Origin of the sequence: Alcanivorax sp. DSM 26293 (assembly GCF_900107995.1) — a bacterium.
In the GTDB taxonomy this organism is placed as follows: domain Bacteria; phylum Pseudomonadota; class Gammaproteobacteria; order Pseudomonadales; family Alcanivoracaceae; genus Alcanivorax.
In genome coordinates, this window is record NZ_FNUM01000005.1 from 153,381 (window position 1) to 165,605 (window position 12,225).

A 12,225-nucleotide genomic window follows, 5' to 3' on the forward strand; every position below is an offset into this window, starting at 1 on the left:
GCTATGGTACTCTGCGCCCCCTTTCGGGGCTGGAAAATACCGGCCCGGAGCGGTGACTGGAAGCTGGGAGATTCCCCATGAAAGCAGTGGTTAAATGGCAGGGCGAAGCCTGCTATGAAGCGCAGACAGAAAGCGGCCATACGGTGCTCATGGATGGACCGCCGGACCATGGTGGCCAGAATCGCGGGCCGCGTCCCATGGAGACCCTGTTACTGGGTGTCGGCGGCTGCTCTTCCTTTGATGTGGTACATATCCTCAAGAAGTCCCGCCAGGACGTGACAGACTGCCGTTGCGAGCTGACCGCGGAGCGTGTGGATGAGGGGCCGGCGGTATTCAGCAAGATTCATCTGCACTTCATCGTCAGCGGTAATAACCTGAAAGAGGCCCAGGTGAAGCGGGCCGTGGAGCTGTCGGCGGAGAAGTATTGCTCGGCCAGCATTATGCTGACCCGAGGTGGTGTTGAGATCACCCATAGTTATACCATTGAGGGCCAGGAAGCTTGACCCCTGGCCGGTCAAGGTGTCCGGCGCAAGCCGGAGAGACCATGAGGTCTCGCAAACAGGTAACCGCAGACGCTGCGGTGGTGTGTTGGTTCTATTGTGGCGGTGACGCCTACGGGGTACAGCTGTGGTGAAAGATCCCAATCCCAAGATTACGGTTCATGGTTTCAACAACCTGACCAAATCCTTGAGTTTCAATATTTTCGATATCGCCTATGCGAAGACGGAACAGCATCGCAAGGAGTACATTGAGTATATTGACGAGCTGTATAATGCCGAGCGGCTCACGGAGATTCTCACCAATGTGACCAAGATTATCGGTGCCAACGTGCTCAACGTGGCTCGTCAGGATTACGATCCCCAGGGCGCCAGTGTGACCATGCTGATCGCTGAGCATGAGACGCCGCCGGACGGTACCGACTGGGATGAGGAAGCGCCGGGTCCGCTGCCGGATTCCGTGGTGGCGCATCTGGACAAGAGCCATGTGACGGTGCACACCTATCCGGAATCCCATCCGGATAACGGCATTTCCACCTTCCGGGTGGATGTGGATGTGTCCACCTGCGGGGTGATTTCTCCGCTGCGTGCCCTGAACTACCTGATTCACAGCTTCGACTCCGATATCGTCACCATCGACTACCGGGTGCGGGGCATGACCCGGGATCTGGACGGCACCAAGCACTACATTGATCACGACATCAATTCGATCCAGAACTTCCTGACCGAAGACACCCAGAACGCCTATCAGATGATCGACGTGAACGTGTACCAGGAGAACATCTTCCATACCAAGATGCTGCTCAAGGACTTCGACATCGACAACTATCTGTTCGGTGCCGGCAGCGACGAGTTCGACAAGGAAGAACTGGAGCAGATCGAGGAGCGCCTGCGCACCGAGATGCTGGAGATCTTCTACAGCCGTAATATGGGATAAGAAGGGCAGTTAACAGTTAATAGTGAATAGTTAACAGTTCGCGCCCATCGTCAGTTGTAGTAGAAAGCAAAGAGGCCGCGCCCACAGGTTGGGCGCGGCCTCTTGCGTTTTATGGACATGCTCCTCTTTCGAAGCCGCTGTAGGAGCGCCTCTTGAGGCGCGAACCGTGCGAAGCACGGGAGATCAAACACTCCAGACCGTGACAGAGTTTCGATAGAGAGATCAGTAGGGTTTTGAAGGGTTGCCTCGCCAAGGCTCGGTTCGCGCCTCAAGAGGCGCTCCTACAGGTGCTTTTTCAGCGCGCCGATCAGATTCTGTAAGTCGTGAACGTCATCACCTTGCTCATCAGCGTCATGGCGTGGCGCACTGGTGGGGGGAGCTCGGCGCCGCCGGCGTCCTTGGCGGTGACTGCGTGTTTGAGTTCGTCGCTTTTCATCTGTTCCAGAATGGCGCGGGTGCGCAGGTCGCTTTCCGGAACCTGGAACAGGTGGGACTCCAGGTGTCTGACCACCTGATTTTCCGTTTCCGACACAAAGCCCAGGCTCCAGCGATCACCGACCAGGCCGGCGGTGGCGCCCACCGCATAGCTCATGGCGTAGAACAGCGGGTTCAGTTTGCTGGGGACGCCGCCCAGTTCGCGAATGCGTTCTTCGCACCAGGCCAGGTGGTCTTCTTCCTCGCGGGCCGCTTCCTCCATGGCATGGCGCACATGGGGCAGGCTGGCGGTGCTGGCCTGTCCCTGATACAGGGCCTGGGCACAGACTTCGCCGGTATGGTTGATGCGCATGAGCCCCAGCACATGGCGGCGTTTGTCCGTGGGCAGGGTGCCGGCCTCCGGGGCATCCGGCGCCGGGGAGGCATGGGCGGGTTTCCGTTCCGCCTGGATGGTGCCTGGCGTCAACGTGCGCAGGGCGTTATCGGCCCGGGCCAGCAGTTTATCCAGCGGTGACAGTCGACGTTCGCTCATGGGGGCTTCCAATACGGTTTGCCACGGCATACACCTCGGGGTGCAGGTATCGTGGCGCTACAAAACAGTGTCAGTCTTCATGCTAGCATAGCGCTGACAGTGACCTGTGAAGAATGATAACAAATGAGTGACCTGAACGACCTGAAAATGCTGCTGGAATCCCGCTACCCCATCGTGGTCATCGAGACCTGGGAGGAGTTGCGGGCCCTGGACCTGATACGCCGTTTGGGGATGCGTGAGGGGCGACCGGTGTTTGCCTGGAATGTGGTGGATGGTCTGCGGCGGCTGGAGTTTGAAGATGCCCCCAGTCAGAAACACACCGTGGAACCGGATGCGCTGCTGGGACAGATTCGCGGTACCAATGAACCGGGCATCTACGCCCTGTGCGATCTGCATCCGTTTCTGAAGGACGAGCCGCGTCATACCCGGTTGCTGAAAGAGATCGCCCTGCACCATGAGCGGTTGCACCACACCCTGGTGTTGATCAGCCACCAGTTTTCCATTCCCCCGGAGATTCGCCGTTATTGCACCCGGTTTTCCCTGTCCATGCCCGACGAGAAGCAGCTGGAACACATCGTTCAGGATGAGGCCCGTCGTTTCAAACAGGAGAAAGGCGAGCGAGTGCGGGCAGACCGTGCCTCGCTGGATCGTCTGGTGCGCAATCTGCGCGGTTTGAGCGTGGAGGACGCCCGCAAACTGGCCCGGGGTGCCATTATCCATGATGGAGCCATCACCGAGGCGGACTTGCCGGACATCAACAAGGCCAAGTTTGCCCTGATGGAAATGGACGGCGTCCTCAGCTACGAGTACGACACGGAAAGCTTCGCCAGCGTGGGGGGGCTGCAAGGGCTGAAGGACTGGCTGGGGAAACGGGAGAAAGCGTTTCATGGCCAGAATGGGATCGACAGCCCCCGCGGCATCATGCTGGTGGGCGTGCAGGGCGGTGGCAAGAGCCTGGCGGCCAAGGCGGTGGCCGGGTTGTGGGGGCTGCCGCTGCTGCGCATGGACATGGGCGCCATCTACAACAAGTTTTTCGGTGAGTCCGAGCGTAACGTGCGCGAGGCGCTGGAGCTGGCGGAGACCATGTCACCCTGTGTGTTGTGGATCGACGAAATCGAAAAGGGCATCGCCGTGGGTGACAATGATGGCGGTACCTCCCGGCGTGTGCTCGGCACCCTGCTCACCTGGATGGCGGAAAATAAGAGCCAGGTGTTTCTGGTGGCCACGGCCAATGATATCGAACGGCTGCCACCGGAACTGATTCGTAAGGGCCGTCTCGACGAGATCTTCTTTGTGGACCTGCCGTCGCCGGCGGTTCGCGAGGTGATTTTCCAGATCCATCTGGAAAAACGCGGCCTGTCAGTGGATTGGTTCGATTTGCCTGCCCTGTCTGAGCACAGCGACGGGTTTACCGGAGCAGAAATCGAGCAGGCTGTGGTGGCCGGTCTCTACAGCGCAGGGGCTGCTGACGGGGTTCTGGATCAGGCGCTGCTGGAAGCGGAACTGGCGGCCACCGTACCGCTGTCGGTGACCATGGCAGAATCCCTGGCGCGCCTGCGTCAGTGGTGCCAGGGCAGGGCGGTCCATGCCGGTGCTTGACCCCGGCCTGGCCGGGTCCGACCAGAGCCTGAGCGCTGCCTATGTGGATGCGGTGTTGCCACCGCTACTGGCGCATTACGGTTTGTCCCGGGACGTGGTGCTGCAGCAGGCCGGGCTCAGCGAAGCGCCATTCTCTGAGCCGGGACAATTGTTGCCACTGGTGGATGTGCTGCGACTGTTTCTGGTGATCCTGCAGGCCAGTGGCGATGCGGGCCTGGGTTTCGAAATCGGCAAGCGGGTGAAGCCCCGCTCCTATCAGGTGCTCGGTTACGTGATTCTGGCCAGCCGTGATCTGTGTCAGGCCATTGACCGGTTGATTCGCTTTGAAAGCCTGTCCGGCAAGCTGGGGGAGACCCGGCTTTCTCACCATGGAGACAGGGTCCGCCTGAGCTGGCAATGCCCTCTGGCCGGTGAGCCTGCCCGTTATCTCACCGAGGCGGCCGTGACCGGTTGGGTGGCGTTCATGCGCCCGCTGATAGCCCGGGAGCTGGCCCCCAGTCAGGTCTGCTTTCGGCACGGGGCCCCGGATGATGAACAGCGTTATCGGGCATTTTTCGATGCGCCGGTGGGGTTCTCGGCAGACTTCGACGGGGTGGAATTGCCCGCGGAGTATCTGGCGTTGCCGCTGGAATCGGCGGATCCGGGGTTGTCGTTGATGATGGAGCGGGAAGCCCGTGACCTGCTCGCCGATTTCGACATCAATAGCAATCTGGTCAGTGCCGTGCGTGCGCGGATTTATCAGCAGCTGGCGGATGGGGAGCCGTCGCTGGAATCCGTGGCGGACAGTCTGGGCATGGCGGCCCGCACGCTCAGCGCCCGGCTGGCACGACGCTCCCTGCGCTTTGCGGACATTCTGGACGGCTTACGTCAGAGTCTGGCGGAGTTGTATCTTCAGGATTCGGCCCTGTCGCTCACCGAGATCGCACTGTTGCTGGGCTTTGCCGAGTCCAGCTCGTTCAGTCGGGCATTTCGTCGCTGGCGAGGGACAAGTCCGAATCAGTGGCGTCGGGGCGGGTAAAGCGCACCAGGGTTTCCCGGAGCACGTTAAGCTCCACCGGCTTGGGCAGGTGGGCGTTCATGCCCGCCGCCAGGCTGCGCTCCTTGTGTTCGCGCAGGATATGGGCGGTGAGCGCGACGATGGGGACCGCCGGCAGCCCCTGCTTCTGCTCGAACTGGCGAATGCGCCGGGTGGCTTCGAAGCCGTCCATCTCCGGCATTTCGCAATCCATCAGGATCAGGTCATAGCGGTGTTTTTCCGCCAGTGACAGGGCTTCCTGGCCATCCGAGGCAATGTCGGCTTTCAGGCCCAGCTTGCCAAGCATGCCGCGAATCACCTTCTGGCTCAGGTAATGGTCTTCTGCCACCAGGATGCGCAGTTGCGGGTCCGGTTTGTGCTCGGTCTTGCCGGGAACCGGTCGATGGCCCTGACCCAGCTCCTCGGCCAGTACCTGACGCAGGCGAGGGGAGGAAACCGGTTTGGACAGCACACGGTGGATGCCCACGTTGCGGGCCTGGGTCGCACTGGGTGCCAGACTGACACCGGTCAGCATCACCAGCACGGTGGGGTGCATGATCACCGGGTCTTCATGGATGCGGGCGGCCAGTTGCATTCCGTCCATGCCGGGCATGTTGTGGTCGAGCACCACCACGTCGAAAGGCTCGTTGATGTTGGCCTGGGTTCGCAGGGAGGCCAGTGCTTCGCGGGGATCGTGGCAGGCAGTGACCCGCATTCCCCAGGACAGGGCATGGTGACGAAGCACCCGGGTCACGGTGCTGGAATCGTCCACCACCAGCAGGCTTTTCCCTTCCAGGGTACGGGTATCCACCATGGCTGGTGGGGGAGCCTCGCTGGTTTCTGCCGGCAGGGGAACCACAAACCAGTAATGGGCGCCGCGCTGGTCTTGCAGGGTGCCCATGCGGCCTTGCAGGGCTTCCACCAGCTGCTCTGCGATGGCCAGGCTCAGATGACTGCTTTCCGGCTGGTTTTGGGTGTTGCGCAGGCGTTTGAGGATGTCGTCGTTGAGGGCACTGCCGGAGAAGCCGAAGCGAACCCGGTCTGCCTGGCCGGTGGGCTCCATGGACACATCCACCACCAGTTCTCCGTGGCTGCCATGGCGTACCAGGGCGCCCATCAGGTTGGTGAGGATCTGCCGTAGCCGGCCGGCGTCGCCAATCACCCGGGTGGGGACATTGGTGTGCACATGGGTGATCAGCTCAATCTGCTTTTCCTCGGCCTTTTCCTTGAACAGGTCTATGGCTTCCATGACCAGATCATGGATGTCCAGGGTGCTGTGGTTGATGTCTGTGCCCTGGGTAGAGAGCTGGGAGTGCTCCAGCACATCATTGATGATGCGCAGCAGGTTGTCGCCGGCATTCTGTATGGCGCCCACGCACTCGCGCTGGTTGGGTGTCAGTGGCGTGTCGCCAAGGATTTCCGCCATGCCAAGGATGCCGCTCAGCGGGGTACGAATGTCATGGCCGATCCGGGACAGGGTTTCCCGGCGAGTGCTGTCCACGGTCTCGGCAATGGCTTCTGAGCGTTTCCTTTCGATCTTCAGGCGCGCCTGCTGGCTGTATTGCAGTCGCAATCCGATCCCCAGGGTCACAGCCTCCAGCACCGTGGCTCCCAGTAACCACTGGGGCAGTTCCGCCCCGGTCTGCACTACCCCCAGGCACGCCAGGCATACCACCAGGGCCGGGATGCTGATCAGCAGGGAGGTGAGAAAAAACAGTCCTCCCCCGGTGATTTCCCGGTGCCAGGCGGTGTAGCCCATGGTGAGCAGAAACAGGGTGGCCAGGGTGACCAGAGCAAAGCTGATGTAGCCGGCGGCGGCCAGCGGCAGCATGATGGTCAAGGGCAGATTGATCAGGGCCAGTACCTGCAGCAGGCGGGTAGAGTATTGCAGCCAGCCGGTCTGTTCGGACAGGTTGAAGAAGCTGCGCGAGAGACCGTTCGCCGACCACATTGCCAGCATCATGCCGGCAAAAAGCAGCCGCGGGTGCAGCAGGTTGTTTTCACTCAGATCCCCGGGGAGCAGGTCCGCCAGGGTCAGCCCGATCATCAGGATGCTGAGGATAAAGCCGCAGTGGTAGTAGTAAGTGGCGCCGCCACGCAGGGCGCCCACAATCAGGTTATAAAATGCCAGCATCAGCAGGGCGCCGGCCAGCAACATGTAGATTGTGTTTTGCTGTTGCTGGGTCTGAAGCAAGCCGTTGACGGTGGTCAGTGTCAGTCCGTAAGTCAGGTAGGCCCGGGGAGGCAATTGCAGATAGACAAGCTGGGTGTCGCCGGTGGGCAGGTCTATCCGGAAGCTGCTGCCGCGGCCGCTAATGCGCTGCTGGGGGGGCAGTTGGCGGTACCCCTCGTTGCCATCCGGCAGGTAGAGGGTTGCTGCCGGATTGCCACGCAGATGCAGGGCGAAGGTGCTCTGGTTGCCCAGCTCGTTCTTGATGGCAACGCGGACCCACCAGTATCCATTGCGGATACCCAGACGCTCGATATAGCGGGTGGCCGGCTGAAAACCGGCCGTGGCGGGATGCTGGCTGACTGCCTGGATATCCAGCTCACCGGAGGGGTCGCGCAGGTACTCGGAGTAGATGGTAATGCGGGCCTGATCCGGCAGGCTGTGGATCACAAAGGGGGGCGGCGGTTCCGGGTTGGCCCGACAGAGGCTGCCAACCATGGCCAGCAGAAGAATCAGCGCTCCTCTGAATAAAAACGAATCAGGCCACTTCCGTTGGTTCTTTTGCATCCGTCGCTTTTCCCCGGTCCAGCACATAGGCGTTGAGGCCTGCTTCCGAGAGGATATAGGCTCCCAGCTCACTACGTCGACCATCACCGCACACCACATAGAAAAAATCCTTTTCCAGCGTGTGCACTTCGCGGCGCAATTCGTTGAGTGGCAGGTTGCGGGCACCGGGGGTGCGGTCGTGGCGAAACTCCATGGGCAACCGCACATCCACCAGAATGCAGGCGGTTTCCGCTTCCAGCACCATGGTGTCCAGCTCATCCTCACTGAGGTGGCGAATGACCGAGTCTTGCAGGATGGATTGAAAGTCCTTCTTGCCAAGGCACATCAGGGTGCCGTCACTGGTCATGGTAATGGTGGCGTTGCGGGGGCTGTCGCTGATCAGGGCGTCTTCACCGAAGAAGCGACCGGCGGAGAGGGCTGCCAGGGTTTCCTGTTTGGCGCCTTTGGCGCGGGTGACCATGGCCTTGCCCTGCTTGATCACGAAGAAGGTATCGCCATCCTCGCCCTCGCGCACCACCGTTTCGCCGAGCTGCACTTCCCGTTCCTCGAATTTCACGAACAGGCTGTGAATCATGGCCGGCGGGATGGCGGAAAACAGCTCTGAAGACAGCAGCGCATCCATCCAGTCCCGCTCGCTCTCGTCATCATCCTCGTCGAGCATGGATTCGGCTGCCTGGGTCCAGGTCATCAGCAGATCCAGCTTGTTGCGGTCGATGGCGTAGAGGGTCGTGGTTTCCGCGCTGATGGCGTTGATGGTGTGTTCCGGGTAATTGTCCAGCGCCAGGTAATTCTCGTCATCGTCGGCGGTAAAGTGCCGCACCTGGAAGCTGGCGTCGGTCAGGTCCAGGGAGCCTTCCACCAGAAAATAGGCCTTGTCACTGGTCTGGCCACGTTTGAACAGCAATCGCCCCGGACCGATCTTGATGACGTCGATCTGGCCCTGGATTTCCTTCAGGTGTGATTCGCCCAGGCAGTCAAAGGGAATGAAATTCTCGAGACGAGACATGTCGGCGACGACATCGCTCATTGCTAACCCCCGGCAGTATAAACGTGCAGCATTGGTGGATGAGCCCTGCCGGGCTCACCCTTACTTCTTAGTTGCTACTACTTTATGACTTTTCGCGGGCCACTGCACGGTAACCGATGTCTTTGCGGTGGTAGGCGTTGCGCCATGTGATCTGCTTCACACCGGCATAGGCGTTGGCCTGGGCTTCACCGACGGTGTCGCCGACACCGGTCACGCAGAGTACCCGGCCGCCGCTGGTGACCACCTGGCCGTCTTTCTCGGCGGTGCCAGCATGGAAGACTTTGACGGTGTCGGAATCCGCCCGGTCCAGGCCGTCGATCACGTCGCCCTTGTCGTAGCTGTCCGGGTAGCCGCCGGCGGCCATGACCACACCCAGGGTGGGGCGCGGGTCCCACTGGATCTCGGTCTGGTCCAGCTTGCCGTCCAGGGCCGCCAGGCACAGGGCAGCCAGGTCGGATTGCAGGCGCATCATGATCGGCTGGGTTTCCGGGTCGCCGAAGCGGCAGTTGTATTCGATGACCTTGGGGGCGCCTTCCGGGTTGATCATCAGCCCGGCGTAAAGAAAGCCGGTGTAGGGCATGCCCTCGGCGGCCATCCCTTCCACGGTGGGGGTGATCACCTCGTCCATGATGCGCTGGTAGACCGCATCAGTGACCACCGGCGCCGGGGAGTAGGCGCCCATGCCGCCGGTGTTGGGGCCGGTATCGCCGTCGCCGACGCGCTTGTGGTCCTGACTGGTGGCCATGGGCAATACGTTCTTGCCGTCCACCATGACGATAAAGCTGGCTTCCTCGCCTTCCAGAAATTCCTCCACCACCACGCGGTGGCCGGCGTCGCCGAACTTGTTACCGTCCAGCATGTCGCGTACGGCGTCTTCGGCTTCTTCCAGAGTCATGGCCACAATCACGCCTTTACCGGCGGCCAGGCCATCGGCCTTGATGACGATGGGGGCACCCTGTTTACGGACATAGGCCAGGGCCTCGTCCATGTCGGTGAAGTTGCCGTAGGCGGCGGTGGGGATGTGATGGCGAGCCAGGAAATCCTTGGTAAAGGCTTTTGAGCCCTCCAGCTGGGCGGCGAGCTTGCTGGGGCCAAAACACTTCAGGTTGTTGTCCTGGAAGGTATCCACCAGGCCTTCCACCAGCGGCGCTTCCGGCCCGACGATGGTCAGGTCGATGCCGTTGTCCTTGGCGAAGGCCAGCAGGGCAGGTTGGTCCAGCACGTCGATGGCTACGTTTTCCACCCCGGCTTCCCGGGCGGTGCCGGCATTGCCGGGTGCCACGAACACTTTTTCTACCTGCTCAGCCTGAGCCACTTTCCAGGCCAGCGCATGCTCGCGGCCACCGCCGCCAATGATCAGAACTTTCATTGAGGTTACTGCCTCTTCTGACGTTGTCTCTATTGGAGACGGGTCAGACGTCGGACGTCGGACGCTAACCCGGTTTTGTCGTCAGACGTCCGACTTCAGACGTCCGACCGCTTAATGTCTGAAATGACGCATGCCGGTGAAGACCATGGCCATGCCGGCTTCGTCGGCGGCGGCAATGACTTCTTCGTCGCGGATCGAGCCGCCCGGCTGGATCACGCAGCTGATGCCTACCTTGGCGGCATTGTCGATACCGTCGCGGAACGGGAAGAAGGCGTCGGAGGCCATCACCGACCCTTCCACCTGCAGGCCGGCATGCTCGGCCTTGATGGCGGCAATGCGGGCGGAGTTGACGCGGCTCATCTGGCCGGCGCCCACGCCCACGGTCTGGCGGTTCTTGGCGTAGACGATGGCGTTGGATTTGACGAACTTGGCCACTTTCCAGGCGAAGATCAGGTCGTGCATCTCGGCTTCCGTAGGGGCGCGCTTGGTGACCACTTTCAACTCGCCTTCGGTGATCATGCCGATGTCGCGGTCCTGCACCAGCAGGCCACCGTTGACGCGCTTGTAGTCCAGGCCTTCTGTCGCCGGGCCGTCGATCTCGCCACACACCAGTACCCGTACGTTTTTCTTGGCAGTGGTAATGGCCAGTGCCTCATCGGTGGCAGACGGGGCGATAATCACTTCCACAAACTGACGATCGACAATGGCCTGGGCGGTGGCGGCATCCAGCTCTCGGTTGAAGGCGATGATGCCGCCGAAGGCAGATTCGGTATCCGTTTCGAAGGCCAGGTCGTAAGCCTTGCCGATGCCGTCCAGGCTAACGGCCACACCACAGGGGTTGGCGTGTTTGACGATCACACAGGCGGGCTTGGTGAAGGACTTCACACACTCCAGCGCCGCGTCGGTGTCGGCGATGTTGTTGTAGCTCAGTTCCTTGCCCTGCAGTTGCTTGGCCGTAGCAATGGAGGCCGGTGCCGGATTGCGTTCGGTGTAGAAGGCCGCTTTCTGGTGCGGGTTCTCGCCGTAGCGCATGTTCTGGGTCTTTTCGAAGTTCAGGTTGATGGTGCGCGGGAAGTCGTCATTGTTTTCACCGACTTTCTTGCCGAAGTAGTTGGCAATGGCGCTGTCGTAAGCGGCGGTGTGTTCGAAGGCCTTGATGGCCAGATCGAATCGCAGGGTGTCGGACAGGGCGCCGTTGTTGGCTGCCATGTCGTCCAGAACGCGCTGGTAATCTGCAGCGGCGGTCACAATGCCGACGCTGGCATTGTTCTTGGCGGCGGAACGTACCATGGTGGGGCCGCCAATATCGATGTTTTCGATGGCGTCTTCCAGGGAGCAATCCGGGTTGGCTACGGTGGCCTCGAAGGGGTACAGGTTGACCACCACCAGATCAATGCGGCTGATGTCGTTGTCCGCCATTACCTGCTCGTCCTGGCCGCGACGGCCCAGGATGCCGCCGTGCACTTTCGGGTGCAGGGTCTTCACCCGGCCGGCCATCATTTCCGGGAAACCGGTGTAGTCGGAGACTTCGCGTACCGCGATGCCCTCGTCCTGCAGCTTCTTGTAGGTGCCGCCCGTGGAGAGGATCTCCACGCCTTGCTCGGCCAGGGCCTTTGCAAATTCGACGATACCTGTCTTGTCGGAAACACTGATCAGTGCACGTTCAACCGCGTTGCTCATGGGGTTTCACCAAGTTACGTTCTGGAATAAGTGGTTCATTTAAAAACAAAAAAAGGGCAGTAAGGACTGCCCTTCATCTTCGCGGTCGTGCTTACAGCAGACCGTACTGCTTGAGTTTCTTGCGCAGGGTGCCACGGTTCAGGCCCAACAGCTCGGCGGCCTTGGTCTGGTTGCCGCGGGTGTACTCGAGCACTTTCTCAAGCAGCGGAATTTCCATTTCCGCCAGCACCATCTGGTAAAGCTCGCTCACCGGCTCGCCGTCCAGCTGGTTGAAATAATCGTTTAACGAACGTCGCACACAATTGCGCAGGGTGTCGTGAGTTTCACTGCGCGCAATGGTCAGGTGCGGCTTTCGTGCTTCAGCGGTGTTCATTTCAGTGAGTGTCCGTGCAGCGGC

Annotated in this window: 10 protein-coding genes; 4 read left to right on the top strand and 6 right to left on the bottom strand. The window is 60.8% G+C overall.

Annotated elements, in window-relative coordinates; genetic code table 11:
• Nucleotides 1-77 precede the first annotated feature (77 nt).
• Together C4S63_RS10630 and speD are read left to right on the top strand one after the other, a co-directional pair.
• Nucleotides 78-503 carry an OsmC family protein gene (locus C4S63_RS10630; protein ID WP_103917535.1) on the top strand — a complete coding sequence of 142 codons (426 nt, stop codon included), beginning with the start codon at nt 78-80 and terminating at the stop codon, nt 501-503.
• Between the two features lie 124 nt (nt 504-627).
• Nucleotides 628-1,434 carry an adenosylmethionine decarboxylase gene (gene speD, locus C4S63_RS10635; protein WP_062815919.1) on the top strand — a complete coding sequence of 269 codons (807 nt, stop codon included), beginning with the start codon at nt 628-630 and terminating at the stop codon, nt 1,432-1,434.
• 307 nt (nt 1,435-1,741) lie between these two features.
• Here the strand turns inward: speD and coq7 are convergent, their stop codons facing one another.
• Nucleotides 1,742-2,401, bottom strand: a complete 660-nt coding sequence (gene coq7 / locus C4S63_RS10640; RefSeq protein WP_062815920.1) for a 2-polyprenyl-3-methyl-6-methoxy-1,4-benzoquinone monooxygenase — start codon at nt 2,399-2,401, stop codon at nt 1,742-1,744.
• Between the two features lie 123 nt (nt 2,402-2,524).
• Between coq7 and C4S63_RS10645 the strand changes: the two genes are divergently transcribed.
• Nucleotides 2,525-4,000: an AAA family ATPase gene (locus C4S63_RS10645; protein ID WP_103917536.1), complete on the top strand. Its 1,476-nt coding sequence runs from the start codon at nt 2,525-2,527 to the stop codon at nt 3,998-4,000.
• Nucleotides 3,987-5,018, top strand: coding sequence for an AraC family transcriptional regulator (locus C4S63_RS10650; RefSeq protein WP_103917537.1), 1,032 nt, complete (start codon nt 3,987-3,989; stop codon nt 5,016-5,018). Before C4S63_RS10645 ends, C4S63_RS10650 begins: the two co-directional genes overlap by 14 nt.
• Here the strand turns inward: C4S63_RS10650 and C4S63_RS10655 are convergent.
• The 5 genes from C4S63_RS10655 to fis form a co-directional block, all read right to left on the bottom strand.
• The gene (locus C4S63_RS10655; RefSeq protein WP_103917538.1) at nt 4,957-7,752 is read right to left on the bottom strand and encodes a hybrid sensor histidine kinase/response regulator; all 2,796 of its coding nucleotides are present in this window, start codon (nt 7,750-7,752) and stop codon (nt 4,957-4,959) included. The two genes, C4S63_RS10650 and C4S63_RS10655, sit on opposite strands and share 62 nt — an antisense overlap.
• A complete protein-coding gene (locus C4S63_RS10660) occupies nt 7,724-8,779 on the bottom strand; it encodes a cyclic nucleotide-binding domain-containing protein (RefSeq protein ID WP_234999988.1) in 1,056 nt (351 codons plus the stop codon). Before C4S63_RS10660 ends, C4S63_RS10655 begins: the two co-directional genes overlap by 29 nt.
• 82 nt (nt 8,780-8,861) lie before the next feature.
• The gene (purD, locus tag C4S63_RS10665; protein WP_103917539.1) at nt 8,862-10,148 is read right to left on the bottom strand and encodes a phosphoribosylamine--glycine ligase; all 1,287 of its coding nucleotides are present in this window, start codon (nt 10,146-10,148) and stop codon (nt 8,862-8,864) included.
• A gap of 111 nt (nt 10,149-10,259) precedes the next feature.
• Nucleotides 10,260-11,828: a bifunctional phosphoribosylaminoimidazolecarboxamide formyltransferase/IMP cyclohydrolase gene (gene purH, locus C4S63_RS10670; protein WP_103917540.1), complete on the bottom strand. Its 1,569-nt coding sequence runs from the start codon at nt 11,826-11,828 to the stop codon at nt 10,260-10,262.
• A 91-nt stretch (nt 11,829-11,919) separates the two neighbouring features.
• A complete protein-coding gene (gene fis / locus C4S63_RS10675; protein WP_062815927.1) occupies nt 11,920-12,201 on the bottom strand; it encodes a DNA-binding transcriptional regulator Fis in 282 nt (93 codons plus the stop codon).
• Nucleotides 12,202-12,225: the final 24 nt, after the last annotated feature.